Genomic DNA, 21577 nt, shown 5'->3' with positions numbered 1-21577 from the left:
GCTCTTATGTATTATTGGGGCTGAAGAAGCTTGTTAATTAGTAGTCTTCGTTTCTCTCTGCTTGTTTTTGTGCAGCGTACTTTTTAAAAATTTGGTCGTGGTATTCGATCAGTATATAAAACGCAGTCAAAGTTAAGGATAACCCAAGGTTATTAAGCCAACGAATTTCACCAAATAGTGATTGAAATAAAACTAATGACCCGTAAGATGCAAAAAATAAAAAGATGAGGCGTACAGGTCGGTACTTAAACAACGTCAATTTACCCCTCCTAATTTAAGTGATTATTATAACATATCCATCAACGGAGTTGATTTCTATGAACGTAGCATTCTTTGATCGCGATGGTACGATTATTGAAGATTATGAGGACCATGAATGGACAAATGTGTATAAGCCTGTATTTATTGATGGAGCTATTGAGACGTTGCGTCATATACAAAAGCAAGGATATAAGATTATCATCATCACGAATCAGTATTTGATTAATGAAGGATACATTTCATATGAACAATATGATGTAGTGAACAACAGAATGCTTCGTGTTTTGAAAGAGCATAACATTTCGATTCAAGAAGTCTTTTATTGTCCCCATAGAAGGGATGAAGACTGTAGGTGTATAAAGCCTAACGTCGGAATGATTGAACAGGCGATAACGAACTATCCGGATATCCGTTTGAACCATTCATTCATCGTAGGTGATTCAAGGGTGGATGTTGATTTGGCAACAAAGCTTGGGATTCGAGGTTACGGCATTCGCGTAACCAATGAGCAATCGAATGTTACGCTCATCGATGCGATCAGTGATCTTCAATCTATCATCAATAAATACGAGAGAAGCTAGTACTCTGAATAAAATTTCAGAGTTTTTTTATTAACTATTTAAATGATTATCTAATTAGATTATAATCTAATTAGATAGGGGTGGAATAATGCAACTTGATAAAATCGTTAACTTTCATAAAACCGTCGGAGACAAAACGCGAATACGTATCATTAGCTTGTTGCGTTCAGGCCCCCTTCACGGTCAAGCTATTGCTGGGAAGTTAGGCTTAAAAGCACCAACAATCTCACACCATTTGAAGAAGCTTAAGGACATTGATGTTGTCTATCAGCGTCGCGATAAAAATACGATTTATTATTATTTAAATGAAAGTAAGTTAAAGCGTCTCGCACACGCCATTATCGTTGTAGGAGGGAATGCAATGGATGAGCAATACGCCGCCTCTGAAGAAGAGAAGACGAAAATTATTCAGAACTTCACAGATCAAACCGGGCGATTGGAGCGATTGCCTGCACAAAGAAAGAAAGCTTATTCTTTTAGAGCATATGTTGCGTGGATTAGAGCACGGAAAGTCTTATGATGAAAAAGAAATTAATGATTATATTCAAACGTATTATGACGATTACGCAACAGTAAGACGAGAGTTTGTTATGGCACATTTCATGTACCGAGATAAAGGAATTTATGAACTTAATCCAGTTGAAATGTGGCCGGTATAGGCTCATGTTAGAAAAAATTAATCCTAAATTAGCGATGAATCTGCTCGACGACTTATCACCAACACAAACTGTTGGGTTTGTAGAAGGGTTCATTGAAGGAGCTGTTTACTCAGATCGGTTACAACCTAAAGCAGTTCTTATTGCTACTAAAGGCGGTACGTATTCTCTTCAAGGAGAACTCGATGATCGTTTTGCGCGAGCTTCATGTTATTTTACGCGAAGAAACGACATGAACGGTTTACGTTGTTTTCACCGAGTACAGGATGGGATGAATTTTTTGAAACCGTACAAACGGAGAATACGATGAAAATGTCGAGGGTTGTGTATCATCTGAACGAGGAAGTTCAGCTCCAGAGCTCGTTTAAGTTGCCAGTTTATGAGATTAATAAGCATTCAATCGTAAAGAGTCAACAATTTGATGAATGCTATTACGTTGAACAATGGGGAAGTGTAGAAGCTTATTTAAAGTATGGCATTGGCTATTATGCTGAAAATGAGATAGGTGAAATTGTAGCGGAATGCACGTCAATTTTTCGAAGTAAAGGAAAAGCCAATATTGACATTTACACGAGAGAAGATGCTAGGGGCAAAGGGATTGCATCGGAATTAGTACTTGGATATGTAAGAGAATGTAGAAAACGGAAGATCACTCCTGTTTGGGATTGCGATGAGGTGAATGAAGCCTCAATGCAACTTGCGAATAAATTAGGATTCAGTGAAGTAAGTCGTTACCATCTTTATTATAAGAAGAGTCCGTAACATTTGAGGAAGGGTGTGATCTCCATTTCGATCATTGAAGAGATTCGTACGATCATAAACGTTGAAGATTCATTTAAGGAGCAAGTAAAGAAGGTTTTTGTTGCTTACGATTGTTTATCAATCTACGAGCATTGTTTGGAAGTTGCTTATGAAGCGAAAGCGTTAGCAAACACGTACGGTGAGGATGCAAATGGAGCATTTCGTGCGGGGTTGTTACACGATATAGGTGGGATTGTTCCAAACGAAAACAGAGTGAGCGTTGCAACACAATTAGGGATTGAGCTGTATGAAGAAGAATACATTATCCCGATGATTATTCATCAAAAAATTAGTAAAGTCATTGCCAAAGAAATCTTTCATATTGAAAATCCAAAGTTATTAACCGCTATTGAAACGCACACAACGCTGCACAAACAGCCGAGTACACTCGATCATATCGTATTTCTAGCAGATAAACTGAAATGGGATCAAACTGGAGAGCCGCCGTATGTAGATGAGTTGCGCGCAGCAATGCAACAGTCGTTAGAGCAAGGATCATTCTATTTTGTAAATCAGTTGTATCACAGTCCATCACTTAAAATTGTTCATCCTTGGCTTCGAGAAGCGTATGAAAGGCTTAAACATATGAATGTGTAATGCTCTGAAAACCAAATCGAACGATTTGGTTTTTTCTGTGCCCATGTTTTTTCGTCATGATGACAAAAAATAATGTAAAATCAAACGTGTTATCATTTTTGACAAAAGACTGAATGATTTTAATCGCAAGTGAAAAGGTGGCTTGGTATGCAGTGAAGATGCATACGAAGATATTCGGATTAATGGTCGGGCTTATTGCCATTGTTGCGCTTTCCATGGCAGCGTTTTTAGCTTATATAGAATATCACAACATTTATGAGAGTCTTGGAGATCAAGCGTTAAGTTCAGCCGTTCACATCGCAAATTCTCCTGAGGTGGTTGACGCATTTACAGATGACAATCCTTCGGAATTATTGCAACAATATGCCGATCATTATCAAAGAGATATGGAAGCAGAGTTTATCGTGATTGGAAACGATGAAGGAGAGCGATACGCCCATCCCGATGAATGGAAAATTGGTGAAGCATGGTTGGTGGAGATAATGATATGGCATTAATTGCAGGGAGGTCGTATGTATCAGTAGCTGAAGGAACTAGAGGTATGTCCCTGCGTGGAAAAACGCCTATACATAGTTCTGATGGTGAAATTATTGGTGTTGTCTCTGTTGGATTTCTCGTTCAGGATATCCATGCTGAAATGTGGCAGCGTATCGGAGTTATTGTATTGATTACGTCGGTTATCGTTGTTATGGGGGCTTTAGGAAGCATGCTTTTATCGAGAAGTATTCGAAAAGATATGTATGGACTTGAGCCTAAAGAAATTGGGGCGCTCTATCACGAACGTGAGGCAACGTTTGCTGCAATCCGTGAAGGGGTTATAGCCGTTGATTCAAGTGGAGTAATTACTTCACTCAATTCATCTGCACGAAAAATTTTAAACGTTTCAGGTGACATTGTCGGTAAAAACGTCCAAGAGATTATAGTAGAAACGAAAATTCCACGGGTACTTCGTACAAAAAAAGCAGAATACAACGATGAATTGTTTATCAACGGTCAGACGATCATTGTGAATCGCCAACCGATCCTGGATGGTAATGACATTCAAGGTGTTGTGAGTAGCTTTCGAGATAAAACGGAAATGATTGAGATGGCGAACACTTTGTCTGACATTAAAAGCTATTCAGAAGATCTAAGAGCGCAAAATCATGAGTTTACGAATAAGTTGTATACACTTTCTGGGTATATGCATCTTGGGCTCTTTAAAGAAGCGAAATCGTTTATCGCACACGAAACTTCCATGAAAGATAAGCAAAACCATCTCGTCACCAATTATATTAAGGATACGACGATTCAGGCTATTCTTGTTGGTAAATATGGACGTGCTTCAGAGTTGAAGGTAGATTTTTCAATAGATCCAGAGAGTCGGCTAGAAAGGTTACCTGCTCACATCGGTGATTCACAAATTATCTCTATTATTGGTAATGTCATTAACAATGCGTTAGAAGCTTCGTTAAGCGATAACCAACCGGCTGTGACTGTCTCGATTTCAGATTACGGAAAAGATCTCATTGTTGAGGTAACGGATAACGGGCAGGGACTATCCGCTGATTTAGATCATGTCATTGAAAAAGGTTATTCAACAAAAGGAAGTAAAAGAGGGTATGGCCTTGCTATAGTACAAGCATTAGTTGAAGATTATGAAGGCTTCCTGGAATATCATCGCTTCCAAGGGGAAACGACGGTGTTTACAGTTTATTTACCTAAGCAATTAAGAGGGGGGCAAAGCAATGATTCGAGTGCTCATCTGTGAAGATGATTTTCGTGTCGCAAATGTTCATGAATCTCTCGTTGGTCAATTCGCGTCATTTGAGTGTGTTGGCAAAGCGACAAATGTGCAAACGATGATGGATCAAATAAATGAGCAAGACATCGATTTAATCTTATTAGACTTGTATTTGCCAGATGGACTTGGCGTTGAACAAATCATGAACGTAAAAGCTGCAGCGCCCAATGTAGATATCATTGTTATTACAGCTTCGGATGAACGAGATCATGTACAACAGGCCATTCGATATGGAGTGTACGATTATATTATTAAAAGCCATTCATTCGAACGATTGGAACAGTCTCTGGCAAACTACGTTTCGTACTTTAATTTGATGAATCGCTTTGCTCCTTTTGATCAAGAACATATTGATCAATTACTTGGAAGATCATTAAAGCCAGAGAGCAACGCTTTTCATGATTTGCCTAAAGGAATTGATGGGATGACATTACAACACGTTCATCAACTCTTAAAAGCAATGGCAGAAGGAATTACAGCAGAAGAAATGGGCGAAAAGCTAGGAGCTTCGCGAACAACAGCAAGAAGATATTTAGAATACTTAATTCAACTTGAGCGTGCTGTGGCCATGCCTGTTTACGGGGTTGTTGGTAGACCGGAACGCAAATATTTTTCTAGGTAACCGTTGTAGAGTCTACAACGGTTATTGTTATATATAGATAATGAAAACCTGTGAACATAATGAACAAAAGTCTATTTAAATCTACATAATTACAATCAATGGTTTAAACAATCATTTTATTCAGATTATATTGACGCTTAAATTCTATTCCCTTATAGTGACTAGTATTGAAAGCGGTTTACTAGATTGTCGGAATGTAACCAATGTAGGGGGATTTCAAATGCAACCAGATGTTTCGATTTGGCTAACCGTTGTCGGTTTAGCGATTATCTTTCTAATTGTAGGTCTATTAATTTGGGGGAAAATCAGCCCGATTGTAGGAATGACATTAATTCCAATTCTCGGTGCTTTAATTGCTGGCTTTAATTTCGCAGAGATTACAGAGTTTTTAGAAGCGGGTACGAGTCAAGTAATGGGCGTCGTTGTTATGTTTATCTTCGCCATTATATTCTTTGGAATCATGCAAGACAGTGGATTGTTTAATCCTTTTGTACGGTCGATGATTCTAGTAACTAGAGGTAACGTTGTTGTTGTCGCGATTGCAACCGCTATCATTGGTATGGTTGCACAAATTGATGGAGCTGGCGCATCAACATTCTTGATTTCCATTCCGGCGTTATTGCCGCTATATAAAGAACTTCATATGAGTCGCTATTTGTTGCTTCTACTTATTGCACTCAGTGCCGGGCTCGTGAACATGATCCCTTGGGGTGGCCCAGCAGCAAGAGCGGCTTCGGTTATAGGAACGGATCCAGTTTCGTTTTACTTACCATTGATTCCATTACAACTCGCGGGTCTCGTATTAATACTAGGACTTGCAACATTATTAGGGATTAGAGAGAAAAGAAGAATTGAAAAGCGTGTAAAAGCTGGTGAGATTACGTTAAATGAAAATGTTAACGTGAAGGGCATCGCTGATGAGTTTGTAAAACGCCAAAACGAAGAAATGGCTGCTGCAAGTGAACAACCACGCAAGCATCCAGCTATTATTTGGATCAACTTGTTGTTAACGATCGCAGTGTTAGTTACGATGATTTCATCACTTTTACCGCCACAGTATGCATTTATGTTAGGTGTAGCCATTGCTCTTCCAATTAACTATGCAACGGTGAATGATCAAATGGGTAGAGTGAAAGCACACGCACCTAGTGCATTAATGATGGCAGCTGTTATTTTGGCAGCGGGTGTATTTTTAGGAATCTTGGACAATTCAGGTATGCTTGAGAATATCGCTCTTGCAACCATTGGTGTGATGCCGGAGTTTGTCGTTCCTTACATTCATATTATCGTTGGTTTGTTTGGGGTACCAATGGATCTTTTGACAAGTACAGATGCGTATTATTTCGCTTTGCTTCCGATTGTAGATTCGATCGCAAGTACACAAGGGATCGAGTCAGCGTCAACAGCTTACGCAATGCTCACAGGAAATATCATCGGTACATTTGTTAGCCCGTTCTCTCCAGCACTTTGGTTAGGTGTCGGTTTAGCTGGAGCGAACATGGGACAACACATTCGCTACTCATTCTTCTGGATGTGGGGATTCAGCATTATTATGATTATTCTTGGGATTCTTATGGGAATCATTTAAACATAATAAAGGTTTCTTTTGGGATAGTTCACACAATCAAACGTGTGGATCTATTTTTTGTTTGTCGAAAAATCGCTACGCTATGTTAAATTGTTTTTAGTGATGTATGAAACAGGACAGATCGCTAACTTTACAGATGCTGCGTTAATTGCTTTAGCAAGTATCGTCATGCTACATGCTTCGCTCGTTTTTGTATTTCATCGTTATGTCTTCTAAGGAGAAAAAAATGAACAATACCCTTAAAGTATTTCGTGCGATGCATGATCTATCTCAAGCGCAATTAGCAGAGGATATTGGGGTCAGCCGTCAAACGATTATTTCAATAGAGAAGAAGAAATACAAGAAAAGAATCTCTTGATATTTTCTACGCCAATGTGGCGTTTTTTTTTATTTCAAGAGTAGAATAGTAGTGGATAAATTTTACTTTGATCGAGAAAATAAAAGGAATGGTAGGTAGCGGGTTAAATGCAAAAGGAAGTGACAGCATGATGGAGGATGAAGCTGCAATTCAGTTTCATGAAGTGAGCTTTGCAACAAAGGAATTGACGATTCTTGAGTCAATTACGGGCTTCTTTGTACGGGGTGAAATTACTACGTTAGTAGGCCCTTCTGGCGCAGGGAAATCGACGTTGTTTCGATTATGTAATGGTCTCTTATCAGCGAGCTCAGGTGATATATGGATTGATGGGGTTATGATTGGTGACTATGAACCGGTGCAGTTACGACGAGAGGTCGGTATTGTGTTGCAAAGCGCAACGATGATGACAGGCACGGTAAGGGATAATTTGGAACTACCAAGAGCGCTACAAGGTGAATCACTGACTGACGACGAAGCAGAGGAGTATATTGAAGTGGTTGGTTTAGGAAAAGAGTTTCTAACACGGAACAGTCATGATTTGTCTGGTGGACAAAAGCAAAGGGTATCAATTGCGCGGACACTCGTAAACCGCCCTAAAATCTTGTTATTAGATGAGATTACATCCTCATTGGATCGTGTGTCGACACAAGAGATTGAAGAACTCATTGTACATATTAATCAATGCTACAAAACGACTGTTATTTGGATTACGCATCATCTTGACCAAGCATTACAAATCGGTGCTTACACATGGGTGATGATTGATGGCGAGTTGGTAGAGTCAGGACCGAGTAATCTCCTTCGAAACCCCGAAAATGAAGACGTTCGACGTTTTGTGAAGGGGGAAGTCGAATGAGCTTCCTAACACTTATGATTGCCTTAGTTTTTGTTGCGATTCCGCTCGTTCTTTCAAAGACGTTACATCTTGGTCTTGAAAGAGATACGATCGTCGCAACCGTTCGTTCGATTGTTCAATTACTTGCAGTCGGGTATTTGTTGCAGTTTGTTTTTGACTCAGAAAGCATTTTGTATATTGTCTTAATGATTGTTTTAATGATTGGTGCTGCTACGGAGAACGCAAGAAAGAAAGGTTCTAGCATTCCAGGAATTACGTGGAAGCTAGTTGTTACGTTTCTATTCGTACAAGTGTTAACGCAAGGTATTCTCTTAAGCCTTAATATTATTCCAGCGACTGCTCAATACATCATTCCCATTAGTGGTATGGTGATAGGGAATTCTATGGTGCTTGGCATACTCTTTCTTAATCGTTTTACAGCTGAAGTAGGGTCAAGACATGACGAGACGGAATTGATCTTATCGCTTGGAGGGACGCCAAAGCAAGCGGTACATCGTCCTTTAGTAACTTCGATCAAAGCAAGCATCATTCCGACGATTGAAGCTCAGAAGACGATCGGCCTTGTGCAATTGCCTGGCATGATGAGCGGACAAATCATTGCCGGTGCGGATCCAGTTCAGGCTGTGATGTTCCAATTGCTCATCTTATTCTTATTGTTAACGACCGCCGTAATTACAAGTATTATGCTCGGTTACTTTTCTTATCCAACCCTCTTTAATGATCGTATGCAATTCATTAAAGAACAAAGTAACCGTGAAGCTTAACGGTTAGTGCAAAGCAAGATTAATCAGAACGTCAAACTTTAAGTAATGGATCTCTTCATCGACGGTAAGGATATGAAATTGCTTCTGGGTGTTATTAATAAAATGGCAATGACCGATGATTTCGTAAAAGTGCCCGTCATGCCAAAAGATAAACGTTAACAACTGGTGATACTCCATTGCTTCTGACAGAATATACTCGAATTCTTGCCAATGTTGTTCATCAAGAACAGGTTGTTGAACCTTTTTGTTCTCTTCTTGGTGTGTAAGCCATGCTTCGCGGTGTTCAGGCAGAATCATACGCATCGATTCCCATCGCATGTTGCCACCGGGTGTAAGCTTATTCATTGCATATCCTCCAGAACGTTTGTTCCCATCTTAACACGATCTTTATAGGAGCGCTAGTTTTGTCGTAGGTCAATGTTGCAATTTGCGTTAGCGTCATTCCGACTAAACGGAACGATTTCAAGCGGGAGTGGCTCATTTAAGGTTGTTATTCTTAATGTAGAAGGGAGGTCATCACGATGGACGTGTTAAAAAGAATGAATGATGCCATTGACTATATTGAACAAAACTTGGAGAAAAAAGTGAATTACAAAGAGGTCGCAAACATCGCTCAATTTTCGGATCATCATTTTAGGAGAATGTTTTCATTTATTACAGGTGTTTCGATTGCAGAATATATTCGTAGAAGACGTCTGACGTTAGCGGCATTTGATTTAAAACATCATCATGTGCGTGTCATCGATGTAGCAATGAAGTACGGGTATGATTCTCCAGATGCATTTTCAAGGGCGTTTCAATCTTTACACGGTATAACCCCTAGTGAAGTTTATTATTCAGATGCATCATTAAGGGCTTTTCCGCGAATGACCTTCCAATTTATGATTAAGGGAGCGGTTGAAATGGAATATCGGATTGTTGAAAAAGAATCGTTTACAGTCGTCGGAAAAAAAGAGAATGTTGCAATGGGAGAAGGAGGAGAGTTTGAGCCAATGCTCTGGGAACAGCTTGAGACGATTGAAGAGCAGCTCAAACCGTATGATCACTCATCATTCCCTGGCATTTTGCACATCTCTAATGCGAAACAATCAAATGATGTTACGTATATGATTGCAACAGCAACAGATCAGCAAGCGACAAAAGAGTTTGAGACTTTCACAATTCCTGCTAAAACGTGGGCAGTTTTTCATGCCCAAGGACCAATGCCTGAAGCGATGTTAAAGACGTGGGAGCGTGTTTATTCTGAATGGATTCCAATGACTGAGTATGAATTGGACGAAGCTCCTGAAATGATTCGAAGTGTTGAAGAAAAAGTTGAAATTTGGGTTGCCATTAAACAGAATTCAACGGATCATTTTTGAATGAATGATGCATGTTGATTATAATTGAGGTAACGAAAAAGCGGGGAGACACCCCGCTTTTTTTCATATCAATGGAATGTTAACTAGACGAGGTGAAACGATGAGTCAGTTGTTAAGAGATCAATATCCGTTAAAAGGTCGTGTGATTTTGATCACCGGGGTTAGTCGCCGTCAAGGAATAGGATATGCTGTGGCAAAGCAATGCGCGGCATTCGGGGCATCAATTATTGCCCATCATTATCAACCTCATGATGAAGAACAAGAGTGGGGAAGTGACCAGCTGAGTGAGGTTTTTAATGGAATTCAGTCAGAGCTTATCGGTGATGCGCGTTTTCTTGATATTTCTGGTGACTTTCAAAAGGAAGAAACCCCAGATCAGGTAATGAACGTAGCTGTTGATGCATTTGGTCAAGTGGATGGTTTGGTGTGTAATCATGCCATGAGTGGATCTGATGGAGCAATTGGGGAGCTTAATGCAGAAATGCTTGATAACCATTGGGCAGTCAATACGCGTTCCTCCATTCTTCTTGCACAAGCCTTTGCGCATCAATTGGATGAAAATCGTGAAGGATCAATTTTGTTTATGACGTCTGGTCAACGTTTAGGACCGATGCCAGGTGAAATTGCGTATGCATCAACAAAAGGAGGGCTGGCAGATAGTACGTTAACGATTGCTGACCAGCTCGCAGACCAACAAATTCGAGTGAACACGGTTAACCCGGGTCCCGTTGACACAGGCTATATGGATGAGACAACGTGGAAACAGCTAAAGCCGATGTTTCCATTTTGTCGTTACGGGCAACCTGAAGACCCAGCAAGGTTGATCGCTTGGTTACTTACAACAGAAGCCCGCTGGATTACTGGGCAAATCATTAACACAGAAGGTGGGTTTGGCAGGTGGAGACCTAAAGGTTAGAAACTGCCTACTAGAATACATCATTATGCGTATTATTTTCCGGGAAATAATAAGAAGTAAGAGCGTAATGCTAGATTTTGCTCACGTGAACAAATCGTTACGAAGGCTTCTGTTCTATTGATCTTTTCGATTAGATGTGTGAAAGATAGAGTAGGCATCATTGCAGTATACCGGATGGTCGATACATAAAGGTAGGAGTTAAATTAATGTTAAATAAAGTATGGTTTCAATTAGGGATTGGCTTGCTATTGCTCATTCTGATCGTGAAGACTTTATGGAAATCAGTGGTTTATTTGAACCAGTAATTATTATTTTGACGACGATCATGATTCCAGTTCTTTTAGCTGGTTTGTTATTTTATATTACGGAGCCGTTGCAACGTCGTCTCGTTCGGTATATGCCGAAATGGGCAAGTGCTCTAGCGATTTTGGGAATCGTTGCGGTATTTATCGCTATCATGGCAAGTTTAATTCTCGATCCGCTCATTGAAGAAGCCAATAAGTTTATTCAAAATGTACCGATGATTTTCCAACAGTTTGAGGCAATTGTTATACAATTTCTTAACGATGACGGAACGTTTCCTATTGATTTAGAACAAACCTTTGGATCGGTGTTGGATTCGATTGAGGATATCATTATCGTTGGTTCTAGTTATCTCGTATCTTTTCTTAGTGGGGCCGTTTCAGCGGCATTAACCTTGATTCTCGTACCATTTTTCTTTTTCTTTATGTTAAAAGATCACGAGAAATTTGCTCCTGCTCTTTACAACCTGTTTCAAGGGGAACGAAGAGAATGGGTTAAGAAGCTTTTAAGTGAGATTGACTTTGCACTGAAAAGCTATGTTCAAGGCCAAGTCTTAGCAGCTTTTATACTCGCTGTTTTGCTTTTTACCGGTTATTCTCTCATTGGACTTGAATATGCATTATTACTCGCATTGCTCGCGTTTTTACTAAATATGATTCCATTTCTCGGTCCTTGGCTCGCGTTTTTCCCTGCGTTTGTCATTGCGCTCATTCAAGATCCGGTGTTAACCATTTGGGTATCGCTGATCACACTTGCGGTACAGCAAGCTGAGAGTAACCTCATTACGCCGAACATTATGGGTAAGAAGCTAAGTGTTCATCCATTAACTGTGATCACACTCGTACTTGCCGCAGGAAATATCGCTGGGTTTATCGGAATGATTGTAGCAATTCCCACGTATGCCGTTCTTAAAGTGATCGTCATTAACATTTACGAGAAGCGTCAAAACATCCAAAAGCAAATCTTTAAAGACGTAAAATAAGAAGGAGAATGTGTATGGCAAGCTCCCCGCAAGAACGTAGGAAGTGGAACGAACTTGAAGCCTACATTCAGTCACAAATGCAAGCCTACGCAATTCCAGGTGCTTCAATTGCTGTAAGTAAGGACAATCAGCTAGTCTATTCAAAAGGGTTCGGTTATCGTGATATTGAACAGAAACTACCCGTTACGAAAGATACAATCTTTGGTGTAGCTTCGATAACTAAATCGTTTACAGCTCTAGCGATTATGCACATGCACGATCAAAAGCAGTTATCCATTGAGGACCAGTTGTTAAGCACTTGCCCCAATTTTCCTTGCGTCGAGGAAGTACCGATAAAGTTACAATTTCCCATTTGCTATCGCATACGACAGGTGTCCCGCCATTGCGACGTTGTGTTCAACTAGATGGTTTTGATGAACACCTTGATTATTTGCGAAATGGAGATTACGAGCTATTTGCTGAGCCGGGAGACTATTTCAGTTATTGTAACGATACGTTTTTGCTTCTCGGAGCGATTATTGAGAAGGTTAGTGGTCAGTCATACCGCACATACGTAACAGAGAAGCTATTAAAACCATTAGGTCTTACACGCTCAACATACGATGTAGATCACCTTGAACGGTTTGATAATGTGTCGATTCCGTACGTATATAACAAAGAGAAAAATCATCAGGAAGCCGTTGCTTGGCCAAAGCTTGGAAACTATGAAGTTGGTGGAGGCATTCGTTCGACAGCCGTTGATTTAATAACCTATAGTCGTCTATATACAGATCCGTCGTTTCGAAAGGCTCGGTTTCCAATTCGTGAACGTGTGCTTAAGAGTATGTGGCGTCCGTTGATCGAGGTGAATGACTTTTCTTCCTATGGTTATGCCTTACAAGTCGTCTCGAATTATGAAGGCAAAACGCTCGTTGGTCATGGTGGAAGTCAACCAGGTGTCTCTTCGTACTTCGGATTTATTCCTGAAGAAGATACGGTCATTGTCGTACTGCTCAATTGCTCAGATGCACCGGCAGACGACCTTTGGCGAGCGATAGCGAATGTGGCGTTAGATTTGCCGCTTGAACAGTCAATGATTGAAGAAACTGAGTATACGATGATAGATGAAGAAAAGAAGCGGTTGTTAGGCGTTTATTATGTTAGAGAAGGAAACACCGAGGCACACATCACGGAAGAGAGTGATCGGCTCGCTATAACAATGGACGGTCGTAAGCTTAGTTTACGAGCGGAGAACGCGACCACATTAGTAATCGAAGAAACGGGGAAGCCGTTAACGTTTTATCTCTCAGAAGACGGCATCGCTTGGGGCGTAAGAGTTGGGCTTAGAATGTTTTTGAGAAAGTGACTGCAATTGCAGTTACTTTTTTTTATGCGCGCAATCAATTAACCCGGCTAGAGAGCACATTTTTATAAGAAGTAGACATGCACACAATAGTGATCTTCCATAAGGACATAGTTTAATTATAAGGCAAACATTTAAGAAAAAGGGGGGGACATTTGAGATGAATGTTTCTAGTTATCAAGAGCTGTTAATCGCTTTAGCGATGAATGCACCTGTAATTATTGTTACGAACGATATTGTTATAGAGGGACAAATAACGATAAATTATGCTGTGGCTATTCAAGGGATTGAAAGAACGACGCTACTTCAACATTCTACAGCTTATTCAGGATACGTCTTTAATATCACGGCAAACGGTCAGTTATTGTTGCAAGATTTAATTGTTGATGGTGGCAGTACGATTGGCTTAGAAGATGGATCTTCTTTAATTAATTCGACAGGAACATTGAATACTAACAATGTGACATTGCAAAATTCATCTTCAACTTTTCGTGGTGGTGCTTTAATGGTCGGAGGAGCTAGCGCTGTCAATGTTATTAATAACTCCATCATTTCAAATTGTAGCGCTGTAGGGATCGGTGGAGCGATTTATGTGGGGGGGACAAATAAACGAGTAGTAATTACAAACTCCACGATTAGTGGTAGCTTCTCTGGTAGTAATGGGGGAGCGATCTACACAAATCAAACCGCAACGTTAAGTTGTACGGCGGTTACGTTTATAGAAAATGAGGCAACTACAAATGGAGGAGTGCTTTTTGCAAATATAAATACAGCAACAACTATCACAAACTGTCAATGTATGATGAATGTAGCGAGTAACGGGGGAGCGATCTTTGCTAATGCGAGTACAACACCAGAAATCGTTGATACCGTATTCACGGAGAACATTGCTAGAGCTAATGGTGGAGCTGTTTATTTGAACAACGATAGCAACTCTTTACTATCAAGAAACACGTTTGAGCGAAACGAAGCAGTAAATGGGGCTGGACTGTTTGTTAATAATGCTGCAACGATGAATCTCGACAACACGTCATTTACGAATAATGTTTCAGCAACAAATGCTGGGGCTATATTTTTGAATACGAATACAGAGTCGATCATTACGTCGTGTACGACTCGTGCAAATATAGCAGTAAATAATGGAGGAGCTGTGTATTTAAACAATGGCGCTATAGTGCAGCTGCAAAACAGTATGATTGATTTAAATACAGCTGGCAATGAAGCTGGAGGGATTTTTGTTAACTCCCTAGCTAATGTGACAGTCTCAAATTCAGAGGTCAATCGTAATGAAGCGGCAATCGGTGGAGCAGTGTCAATTAACACAAATGGAAGCATGATCATTACAAACAGTAGAATTATTGATAATAACGCTAGTGTACGTGCAGGTGCGATTAATAATTTTGGAGCATTAACGTTAATTAATCGCGTTGATTTTGGAGCAATTGGCTCTAATGAAGCGCCTATTGCTCCTGGAATCTTCAATGCTGGAACAATGAATGTAGAAGATTTAACAACGGATATTAACGGTGTGTATATTGTAGATGTAGAGAACGTGATTCGAATCATTAATCCTTTGTTTGCAGGTTCAGTGTTTCAACTTGATACAACGGAATACGTATTTCCAGATCCTGAACGAAGTCCTATAGTAGTTGCTGTCCCTACACCACAGTATCCAGTGTTAACTCAATCCGATGCGAATGCTTTTTTAAAGCCTGTGACCGGTTTTGAAGATTGGGAGGTTCAACTACTCAACAATCAAGTTGTACTGGTGTTTAATCCTTCGCCACTTCAATATACGATCACGTATATTGGCGTTTTAGGTAATAACAATCCTAATCCAACGAGTTATCGTCCGGAAGATCTGCCAATTGTGTTGCGTAACCCTGGACCAGTCGAAGGATATGAATTTATCGGTTGGTTCGATGAGCTTGGCAATCAAGTGACGATCATCCCACAAGGAACAGTTGGAGACATCGTTCTCTATGCACGGTACAGGGAAACAGGTGGTGCATCTGGTGATGGACAAATGATTACGAACCAAGTTAGGGTGCGTTGTTGTTCATGTGATGCGCCTGCGAAAGAGTAATAAATATTTCTTTATGAATAGTAAATAATGCTCGAGTAAAGCGACTGCGTCTATGGGCAGTTGCTTTACTTTATTTAGGAAGAGAAAGGTGCAAAGACTTGTTGAGCTCTTCTATAAACTTAATAATTTCTTCTGGGAAGACGGTGTCATCTCGCTTAATATAGCCAATGCGTATCATAGATCCGTCCATCAAAGGTCGAGATGTAATATTTGCATTCATATATCCTTTTACAATACATCCTGTTCCAATGTTAAAGCTATCTGTATGAGAGAGCATGTTATTCATCGTTCCACGATCGTTTACATAGATGAGTTGTTTTCGATTATGTAAGTTTAAGGTTTCTTCAGCAAAATGCAGCATCATATCGTTTTGTTGATACGTGAGGTAAGGATAAGGTTCCAAGTCTTCTAAATGAATGATCGATTGGGTTGCTAATGGATGTTCTTTACGCAAGAAAGCATGTTGTTTTACGGTCCCCAGTTGCTGAAATGTCAATGATTTAGACGTAAAGTAGCGTGCGAAAAAGTGTTCATTTAAGTCCGTAATGGAAATTACACCAAGAATACTGCGACTCGCGTAAACGTCGTCAATGACATCGGTTGTTTTTTCCTCGTGCAGCGAAAGTTCATAGTCTTGATGAAACAGGTTCATAAAATGAGTGAACGCTTCAATTGCAAAGCTATAGTGTTGCGAAGAGATCGTATATTTTAATTTAGTCTCTGGTTTTTGGGTGAATTGGTAGATGATTGATTCTGCTTGTGCAACTAACTTTTGTGCGTAAAAGAGAAGTTCCCGTCCTTCTTCTGTGAATAAGACGCCTCTATTCGTTCGCTCAAAAATTGTGATGGATAGTTCTTCTTCGAGGTTACGGATTGCTTTACTAAGGCTAGGTTGAGTGACATAAAGCGCAGTGGCGGCTTTGTTAAATGATTGATATTTTGCGATTGAAATAAGATAACGGCATTGTTGTAACGTCAAAGTGATCACCTATATCTATTTGATATAACTTTATACTATAACAGGCAATGATTTTTTTCAATTTTACGATGATAAATGCAGACGTTACACTTGAAATAGCAAAATGATGAAAAGCGTAAAGGGGTGTTACAGGTGATTAGAAAAGCTTGTAAAGACGATTTACAGAAGATTTTAGCGATATATAACGATGCAATTCTGCATACAACAGCGGTTTATAGCTATCAACCGGAGACAATCATAGAGAGAGAACAGTGGTATAACCAAAAGCTTGAGTCCGGTTATCCAGTTTTTGTTTGTGAACGAGGCGGAGAAATTGCTGGCTTTGCAACGTATGGAGCATTTCGTGATTGGCCAGCGTATCAATACACCATTGAACATTCAATTTACACAGATATAAATCATCGGCAAAAGGGTGTCGCAACAGATTTACTACAAGCAATTATTAAGGATGCAACAAGTGAGAACTATAAAACGATCATTGCAGGGATTGATGCTACAAATGAAGGAAGTATTCGATTGCATCAAAAATTCAATTTTACACATACAGGAACAATGAAAAACGTTGGTTATAAGTTCGAGCGCTGGCTTGATTTGGCATTTTATCAATTCATGATAGATCAACCACAGGTAGAAAAGGCGTGTGAGTGAATCACAATTGAGGCGTTGGTGTGTAAACCCTGATCGATCCATTATGTCAGGTTACGTATACGTTTTAGCTGCTTACGTATTGTGGGGAATGCTCGGAATTTATTGGAATCTGTTGCATCCTGTCAATGAATTTGAAGTGATGGCACATCGTATTCTTTGGGGATTTGTTGTCATCATAATCATTACATGTGTGATTCCGAGTAAGCGAGTGAAACTGATTCATTTCATTAGAGGAATTCATACAAACAGAGGGGAGCTTGTTCGATTATGTGTCGCTTCAGTAGCGATTAGTACGAACTGGTTTGTCTTTATCTACGCAATGATGAATGGTGCTGCAATCGAAGCAAGCCTGGGTCTTTATATCACACCACTCGTCAGTATTTTGATCGGAGTGATTGTGTTTCATGACCGAGTGAATCGATGTTTAGTTACGGCGATCGCTTTGGCATTCACAGGGTGATCTTAGTCACATATGGTCTCGGGACTTTTCCCTTTATCGCATTGATGCTGGCATTAACATCCGGAGTATATGGGCTAGCTAAGAAAAAGGTCAAACTCGATGCGGTCGTAGGGATGGCGGTGGAGACGATGATCGCTACTCCTGTGGCAATAGGCATTCTTTTGTTTTTTTATTCACAACATTCATTGATGTTCGGATCATCGATTCAAGTGTCTATGAAGCTTGTATTGGCGGGTTTACTTACGGTTTTGCCGTTGTTATGGTTTTCAAAAGGTGTACAAACAGTCTCGCTAACAACGGTCGGTTTTTTCCAATACATTACACCGACCATTGTATTTTTAATGGGTGTTTTTGTTTTTCAGAGTGCTGTTGCCGTTGTGGAGTGGATGGCGTTCGGTTTGATTTGGAGTTCGTTACTTCTTTATTCGTTGACGTTAAAGAAACGTAAATCGTCGAATTGATCCATCAAAGTGCTGTACCCTTGGTTGGTTCGTGTAAATGAGTGAGGTCGATGTCTTCAAGTTGTAACAGCTTCTTTTTGACGCCAATTCCACCAGCGTAACCTGTGAGACTACCATTTGAACCTACAACACGATGACATGGGATAATAATAGAAATGGGGTTGTGTCCAACAGCGCCGCCGACTGCTTGGGCGGACATGTTTTTGCCTTGAGTCTCATAAAAACGTTGAGCGATTTCGCCATATGTTATGAGATTTCCGTAAGGAATGGAAAGAAGTTCGTTCCAAACTGTTTTACGAAATTCAGTACCTGCAGGTTTAACTTCGAAATCAAGTGTTGGTTGCTTACCTGAGAAGTAGTCGTTTAACCAAGCTTCAACTTGAGTAAACAGTGGTAAGCCTTGGTTTTCAATCGTATGATCTCCTAATGTCTTGCCGTAATACTTTTGGCCGTCAAACCACAATCCTGTTAGTGCGTGACCGTCACTTGATACAGTGACTTGTCCAAAGGGTGTGTGGATCTGATGTGTATAAGTGTCCAACATGGATCGCTCCTTTACCTTTGCTTTTCTCTGTATTGTTTCGGGGTAAGTCCATAATAGTCACGAAAACGAGTAATAAAATGTGCAGCGTTAGGCATCCCGACCGTCTTAGCAATGCTGTTCACTGGTCTGTCGGTACGTGTTAATAACTTGCACGCCTCGTCTAAGCGTCGTTTTGTAATGTATTCATTCGGGCTTAGGCCGACTCGTTTTTGAAAGGTTCGCTGTAAGTGATACGGGCTTACATGAAAATGCTCTCCTAATTGTTCAAGCGTAATTGAATTCATATAATGAAAATCTAAGTGTTGCGTTACCTTATTGATCAAGGCCGATTCTGGTCGTTCGGATAAGTCGGGTTTACAACGTTTGCAAGGTCTATAACCATCTTTTTCTGCAGTTGTTGTGCATGTGAATATACGAATGTTTTCCCGTTTTGGCGTTCTAGAATGACAAGAGTCGACAAAAAATCTTCGTAGAAGTTACCCCGTAGTAAAAGATCGTATCATATGTCTGATCACTCTCACTAATCGCCTGCCATTGCTCATCGCTTACCCTTTGTTCCAAAACCACACCCCCACTCGTTCAGTTCACTATTATCATAGTACATGTGTTTTGTACGGTCTACTTTCTCGGCTATAAGCGCAAGAATGCAAAACGGGATTTGTCTTATACTATGCGAAAAGTGAACTAGCTTTCCATATCAGAATAGAAGATAATAATGATAAGTAAAAAGGAGGAATGATTGTGTCAAAGAAGCAATTAACTGAAGAACAACAAGTGCAGCTTTTAGAACGTTTGAAAAGTCGTTTTGAAAAAAACATGCATCGTCATCCTGGACGACAATGGTCAGAAGTTGTCACGAACTTAGAAGCACAACCTGAAAAACTCCACGTCTTACATGAGATGGAACGAACCGAAGGAGAGCCTGATTTGGTGACTTTTGAAGAGGAACCAGAAGCACTTCACTTTATCGATTGTTCACAAGAGAGCCCAAAAGGTCGCAGAAGTGTATGTTTTGATCGCGCTGGTCTTGAAGCGCGTAAGAAGCATCAACCAGAGAATACTGCACAAGATTTGGCAGCGGAGTTGGGCGTTACATTGCTAACTGAATCAGAGTACCGAAACCTCCAGAAATATGGACCGTTTGATCAAAAGACGTCGAGTTGGATTGAAACGCCGTCTTCGGTACGTGAACTTGGTGGCGCATTATTCTGCGATTATCGCTATGGTCAGGTGTTTGTCTATCATAACGGTGCTTCTTCTTATTATGGATCGAGAGGGTTCAGAGGAATTGTCACGTTTTAATTGCTGTTATTCGCCAAGTGATTGACGAATAACGAATAAAGTAATATATTACATATTAATAGGGGAGGAGACCGATGGGCATTCATTATGAACGAAATTATAAAAAAAGAGAGATACAATCTTCATTTAGAAGTCATTTCGAGAAAGAGGCTATTGAAAAAGTGACTCAATTTCTTGCTAGTTTTCCTGATCATAAGCCGACACCGCTATGTTCATTGCAACGACTCGCAACAGAACTAGGTGTGGAGTCAATACTCGTAAAAGATGAGTCGAAACGCTTTCGTTTAAATGCGTTTAAGGCGACTGGTGGGTTGTATGCAGTCAGTGCAGAATTAGCTAATGCGCTTGGTGTAAGCTTGAGTGAGCTCACATTTAGCGACCTACGTGTACTCGCAAACGAGCAGAATCCACTGACGTTTATTACAGCTACAGATGGAAATCACGGGCGTGGTGTTGCCTTTGCAGCAAGTCAACTCGGTCAAAACTCAATCGTCTATATGCCTAAAGGCTCCTCGGAAGAGCGGCTAAAAGCGATCCAAACCGAAGGTGCGAATGCAGAGATTACTGACGTTAATTATGACGAGGCAGTAAGAATCGCATCCCATACTGCTGAGAAGTTCAACTATGCTCTCGTGCAGGATACCGCATGGCAAGGGTATGAAGACATTCCATTAAGGGTTATGCAAGGTTATGCAACGATTGCACATGAAATTGTTGAAGAGTTGGCAAGAAATGCTCAGAACCCTCCAACTCACGTGTTTTTGCAAGCGGGTGTTGGATCATTTGCTGCAGCGATTGCAACATTTTTGCATCATGCATATGGTGATCAGTCACCGAAAGTTATACTCGTCGAACCGGATCAAGCACATTGTTATTATGTATCGTTCAAGAATCAAGGCGAGCGTACCATTGTGGATGGAGATATGGAAACAATTATGGCAGGACTTGCGTGTGGTGAGCCGAGTACAATTGCGTTTGAGTTGCTTCAAGAACTTGCCGAAGGCGCCTTTTCGTGTACGGACGATGTGGCGGGGCTCGGGATGAGAATGTACGCTAACCCGCTTAAAGAGGATGAACGAATTACATCAGGAGAATCAGGCGCAGTGACGTTAGGGCTGCTTTATCGACTTCTGCACAACAAGGAGTTGGAATCGTTCAAAGACCAAATTGGTCTTAATGAAACTTCGCGGGTATTGCTCATTAATACGGAGGGTGACACCGACGTTCAAACGTATCGTGAAGTCGTTTGGGAAGGGAAACATTCATAACAAACGAACGTAAGCGTCGTGATTGTAAGGTCGACGCTTACGATTGATGAAGGAAAGG

At 40.4% G+C, this 21577-nt stretch carries 26 protein-coding genes and 3 pseudogenes; 22 read left to right on the top strand and 7 right to left on the bottom strand.

The features are described from left to right. Positions 1-37: 37 nt before the first annotated feature. Positions 38-259, bottom strand: coding sequence for a hypothetical protein (locus tag JCM19038_RS15325; RefSeq protein ID WP_042419692.1), 222 nt, complete (start codon positions 257-259; stop codon positions 38-40). A gap of 58 nt (positions 260-317) precedes the next feature. On the opposite strand from JCM19038_RS15325, the gene JCM19038_RS15320 reads away from it, so the two are divergent. The 12 genes and pseudogenes from JCM19038_RS15320 (at position 318) to fetB (ending at position 8867) form a co-directional block, all read left to right on the top strand. Further along, positions 318-842: an HAD-IIIA family hydrolase gene (locus JCM19038_RS15320; protein WP_042419687.1), complete on the top strand. Its 525-nt coding sequence runs from the start codon at positions 318-320 to the stop codon at positions 840-842. A gap of 88 nt (positions 843-930) precedes the next feature. After that, positions 931-1501 (top strand): annotated as a pseudogene (locus tag JCM19038_RS15315) (metalloregulator ArsR/SmtB family transcription factor). A 204-nt stretch (positions 1502-1705) separates the two neighbouring features. Next, complete coding sequence (locus JCM19038_RS15310; protein WP_052361790.1) at positions 1706-2260, top strand: GNAT family N-acetyltransferase; 555 nt, start codon at positions 1706-1708, stop codon at positions 2258-2260. 15 nt (positions 2261-2275) lie between these two features. Beyond that, positions 2276-2896, top strand: coding sequence for a bis(5'-nucleosyl)-tetraphosphatase (symmetrical) YqeK (yqeK, locus tag JCM19038_RS15305; protein ID WP_052361788.1), 621 nt, complete (start codon positions 2276-2278; stop codon positions 2894-2896). Positions 2897-3054: 158 nt separating this feature from the next. Next, positions 3055-3393 (top strand): hypothetical protein, encoded by a 339-nt coding sequence (locus JCM19038_RS21170; protein ID WP_255343389.1) that lies wholly within the window; start codon positions 3055-3057, stop codon positions 3391-3393. Next, positions 3384-4646, top strand: a complete 1263-nt coding sequence (locus JCM19038_RS24580) for a sensor histidine kinase (protein ID WP_052361784.1) — start codon at positions 3384-3386, stop codon at positions 4644-4646. Before JCM19038_RS21170 ends, JCM19038_RS24580 begins: the two co-directional genes overlap by 10 nt. Further along, positions 4624-5301, top strand: a complete 678-nt coding sequence (locus tag JCM19038_RS15295) for a response regulator (protein ID WP_042419684.1) — start codon at positions 4624-4626, stop codon at positions 5299-5301. Before JCM19038_RS24580 ends, JCM19038_RS15295 begins: the two co-directional genes overlap by 23 nt. Positions 5302-5521: 220 nt before the next feature. Next, the gene (locus tag JCM19038_RS15290) at positions 5522-6889 is read left to right on the top strand and encodes a CitMHS family transporter (RefSeq protein WP_042419682.1); all 1368 of its coding nucleotides are present in this window, start codon (positions 5522-5524) and stop codon (positions 6887-6889) included. Between the two features lie 57 nt (positions 6890-6946). Then, entirely contained in the window at positions 6947-7105 is a 159-nt protein-coding gene (locus JCM19038_RS22945) for a hypothetical protein (RefSeq protein WP_193745149.1), read from the top strand. 10 nt (positions 7106-7115) lie between these two features. After that, on the top strand, positions 7116-7247 hold the full coding sequence (locus JCM19038_RS21985) for a helix-turn-helix transcriptional regulator (protein ID WP_152549475.1): 132 nt from the start codon (positions 7116-7118) through the stop codon (positions 7245-7247). A 127-nt stretch (positions 7248-7374) separates the two neighbouring features. Next, positions 7375-8103 (top strand): phosphate ABC transporter ATP-binding protein, encoded by a 729-nt coding sequence (locus JCM19038_RS15285; RefSeq protein ID WP_042419680.1) that lies wholly within the window; start codon positions 7375-7377, stop codon positions 8101-8103. Next, the gene (gene fetB, locus JCM19038_RS15280) at positions 8100-8867 is read left to right on the top strand and encodes an iron export ABC transporter permease subunit FetB (RefSeq protein WP_042419677.1); all 768 of its coding nucleotides are present in this window, start codon (positions 8100-8102) and stop codon (positions 8865-8867) included. Before JCM19038_RS15285 ends, fetB begins: the two co-directional genes overlap by 4 nt. Positions 8868-8870: 3 nt before the next feature. Here the strand turns inward: fetB and JCM19038_RS21165 are convergent, their stop codons facing one another. After that, a complete protein-coding gene (locus JCM19038_RS21165; protein WP_052361782.1) occupies positions 8871-9212 on the bottom strand; it encodes a YolD-like family protein in 342 nt (113 codons plus the stop codon). 176 nt (positions 9213-9388) lie between these two features. Here JCM19038_RS21165 and JCM19038_RS15270 point away from each other — a divergent pair, with 176 nt between their 5' ends. The 5 genes and pseudogenes from JCM19038_RS15270 (at position 9389) to JCM19038_RS15250 (ending at position 15857) form a co-directional block, all read left to right on the top strand. Continuing rightward, entirely contained in the window at positions 9389-10228 is an 840-nt protein-coding gene (locus tag JCM19038_RS15270; protein WP_042419675.1) for an AraC family transcriptional regulator, read from the top strand. Positions 10229-10328: 100 nt separating this feature from the next. Continuing rightward, the gene (locus JCM19038_RS15265; RefSeq protein WP_052361780.1) at positions 10329-11144 is read left to right on the top strand and encodes an SDR family oxidoreductase; all 816 of its coding nucleotides are present in this window, start codon (positions 10329-10331) and stop codon (positions 11142-11144) included. Between the two features lie 220 nt (positions 11145-11364). Further along, complete coding sequence (locus tag JCM19038_RS15260; protein ID WP_238554452.1) at positions 11365-12429, top strand: AI-2E family transporter; 1065 nt, start codon at positions 11365-11367, stop codon at positions 12427-12429. An 8-nt stretch (positions 12430-12437) separates the two neighbouring features. Next, positions 12438-13774 (top strand): annotated as a pseudogene (locus tag JCM19038_RS15255) (serine hydrolase domain-containing protein). 157 nt (positions 13775-13931) lie between these two features. Beyond that, complete coding sequence (locus tag JCM19038_RS15250; protein WP_042419669.1) at positions 13932-15857, top strand: right-handed parallel beta-helix repeat-containing protein; 1926 nt, start codon at positions 13932-13934, stop codon at positions 15855-15857. 70 nt (positions 15858-15927) lie between these two features. Here JCM19038_RS15250 and JCM19038_RS15245 read toward each other — a convergent pair whose 3' ends face one another. After that, complete coding sequence (locus JCM19038_RS15245; protein ID WP_042419666.1) at positions 15928-16836, bottom strand: LysR family transcriptional regulator; 909 nt, start codon at positions 16834-16836, stop codon at positions 15928-15930. A gap of 132 nt (positions 16837-16968) precedes the next feature. On the opposite strand from JCM19038_RS15245, the gene JCM19038_RS15240 reads away from it, so the two are divergent. Genes JCM19038_RS15240 through JCM19038_RS21150 form a run of 3 tightly spaced genes read left to right on the top strand, consistent with a single transcriptional unit; the run spans position 16969 to position 18405 of the window. Then, on the top strand, positions 16969-17484 hold the full coding sequence (locus JCM19038_RS15240; RefSeq protein WP_042419665.1) for a GNAT family N-acetyltransferase: 516 nt from the start codon (positions 16969-16971) through the stop codon (positions 17482-17484). Further along, a complete protein-coding gene (locus JCM19038_RS21155; protein ID WP_152549474.1) occupies positions 17477-17944 on the top strand; it encodes an EamA family transporter in 468 nt (155 codons plus the stop codon). Before JCM19038_RS15240 ends, JCM19038_RS21155 begins: the two co-directional genes overlap by 8 nt. Next, a complete protein-coding gene (locus JCM19038_RS21150) occupies positions 17905-18405 on the top strand; it encodes an EamA family transporter (protein WP_193745148.1) in 501 nt (166 codons plus the stop codon). Before JCM19038_RS21155 ends, JCM19038_RS21150 begins: the two co-directional genes overlap by 40 nt. A gap of 4 nt (positions 18406-18409) precedes the next feature. On the opposite strand, the gene JCM19038_RS15230 is transcribed toward JCM19038_RS21150, so the two are convergent. The 4 genes and pseudogenes from JCM19038_RS15230 to JCM19038_RS25580 all read right to left on the bottom strand — a co-directional run bounded on the left by JCM19038_RS15230 (position 18410) and on the right by JCM19038_RS25580 (position 19516). Continuing rightward, positions 18410-18946 carry a methylated-DNA--[protein]-cysteine S-methyltransferase gene (locus tag JCM19038_RS15230; RefSeq protein ID WP_373903143.1) on the bottom strand — a complete coding sequence of 179 codons (537 nt, stop codon included), beginning with the start codon at positions 18944-18946 and terminating at the stop codon, positions 18410-18412. A gap of 14 nt (positions 18947-18960) precedes the next feature. Continuing rightward, positions 18961-19233, bottom strand: a complete 273-nt coding sequence (locus tag JCM19038_RS21980; protein ID WP_081831841.1) for a helix-turn-helix transcriptional regulator — start codon at positions 19231-19233, stop codon at positions 18961-18963. Between the two features lie 75 nt (positions 19234-19308). Beyond that, positions 19309-19389: pseudogene (locus tag JCM19038_RS25585) on the bottom strand (Ada metal-binding domain-containing protein); the annotation flags it as partial. Then, the gene (locus JCM19038_RS25580; RefSeq protein ID WP_081831840.1) at positions 19388-19516 is read right to left on the bottom strand and encodes an Ada metal-binding domain-containing protein; all 129 of its coding nucleotides are present in this window, start codon (positions 19514-19516) and stop codon (positions 19388-19390) included. The pseudogene JCM19038_RS25585 and the gene JCM19038_RS25580, both read right to left, overlap by 2 nt. Positions 19517-19684: 168 nt before the next feature. Here JCM19038_RS25580 and JCM19038_RS15220 point away from each other — a divergent pair, with 168 nt between their 5' ends. Both JCM19038_RS15220 and JCM19038_RS15215 read left to right on the top strand, forming a co-directional pair. Beyond that, positions 19685-20251, top strand: a complete 567-nt coding sequence (locus tag JCM19038_RS15220; RefSeq protein WP_042419660.1) for a DUF4256 domain-containing protein — start codon at positions 19685-19687, stop codon at positions 20249-20251. A 74-nt stretch (positions 20252-20325) separates the two neighbouring features. After that, the gene (locus JCM19038_RS15215) at positions 20326-21519 is read left to right on the top strand and encodes a diaminopropionate ammonia-lyase (RefSeq protein WP_042419657.1); all 1194 of its coding nucleotides are present in this window, start codon (positions 20326-20328) and stop codon (positions 21517-21519) included. The last annotated feature ends 58 nt before the right edge of the window (positions 21520-21577 follow it).

Source organism: Geomicrobium sp. JCM 19038 (assembly GCF_000698125.1).
Taxonomy (GTDB): domain Bacteria; phylum Bacillota; class Bacilli; order Bacillales; family Marinococcaceae; genus Geomicrobium_A.
Note: the sequence above shows the minus strand (reverse complement) of the source record. Positions and strands in the feature narration are given on the sequence as shown.

Bases quoted from the DNA above. Each gene is read 5' to 3' on its own strand.
- JCM19038_RS15260 (WP_238554452.1), top strand. From the start codon at position 11,365: ATGGTTTCAATTAGGGATTGGCTTGCTATTGCTCATTCTGATCGTGAA.
- JCM19038_RS15250 (WP_042419669.1), top strand. From the start codon at position 13,932: ATGAATGTTTCTAGTTATCAAGAGCTGTTAATCGCTTTAGCGATGAAT.
- JCM19038_RS21170 (WP_255343389.1), top strand. From the start codon at position 3,055: ATGCATACGAAGATATTCGGATTAATGGTCGGGCTTATTGCCATTGTT.
- fetB (WP_042419677.1), top strand. From the start codon at position 8,100: ATGAGCTTCCTAACACTTATGATTGCCTTAGTTTTTGTTGCGATTCCG.
- JCM19038_RS24580 (WP_052361784.1), top strand. From the start codon at position 3,384: ATGGCATTAATTGCAGGGAGGTCGTATGTATCAGTAGCTGAAGGAACT.
- JCM19038_RS21980 (WP_081831841.1), bottom strand. From the start codon at position 19,233: ATGAATTCAATTACGCTTGAACAATTAGGAGAGCATTTTCATGTAAGC.
- JCM19038_RS21165 (WP_052361782.1), bottom strand. From the start codon at position 9,212: ATGAATAAGCTTACACCCGGTGGCAACATGCGATGGGAATCGATGCGT.
- JCM19038_RS15310 (WP_052361790.1), top strand. From the start codon at position 1,706: ATGTTATTTTACGCGAAGAAACGACATGAACGGTTTACGTTGTTTTCA.
- JCM19038_RS15220 (WP_042419660.1), top strand. From the start codon at position 19,685: ATGATTGTGTCAAAGAAGCAATTAACTGAAGAACAACAAGTGCAGCTT.
- JCM19038_RS15215 (WP_042419657.1), top strand. From the start codon at position 20,326: ATGGGCATTCATTATGAACGAAATTATAAAAAAAGAGAGATACAATCT.
- JCM19038_RS15285 (WP_042419680.1), top strand. From the start codon at position 7,375: ATGATGGAGGATGAAGCTGCAATTCAGTTTCATGAAGTGAGCTTTGCA.
- JCM19038_RS21985 (WP_152549475.1), top strand. From the start codon at position 7,116: ATGAACAATACCCTTAAAGTATTTCGTGCGATGCATGATCTATCTCAA.
- JCM19038_RS15320 (WP_042419687.1), top strand. From the start codon at position 318: ATGAACGTAGCATTCTTTGATCGCGATGGTACGATTATTGAAGATTAT.
- JCM19038_RS15265 (WP_052361780.1), top strand. From the start codon at position 10,329: ATGAGTCAGTTGTTAAGAGATCAATATCCGTTAAAAGGTCGTGTGATT.
- JCM19038_RS21150 (WP_193745148.1), top strand. From the start codon at position 17,905: ATGTTTAGTTACGGCGATCGCTTTGGCATTCACAGGGTGATCTTAGTC.
- JCM19038_RS15270 (WP_042419675.1), top strand. From the start codon at position 9,389: ATGGACGTGTTAAAAAGAATGAATGATGCCATTGACTATATTGAACAA.
- JCM19038_RS15290 (WP_042419682.1), top strand. From the start codon at position 5,522: ATGCAACCAGATGTTTCGATTTGGCTAACCGTTGTCGGTTTAGCGATT.
- JCM19038_RS15295 (WP_042419684.1), top strand. From the start codon at position 4,624: ATGATTCGAGTGCTCATCTGTGAAGATGATTTTCGTGTCGCAAATGTT.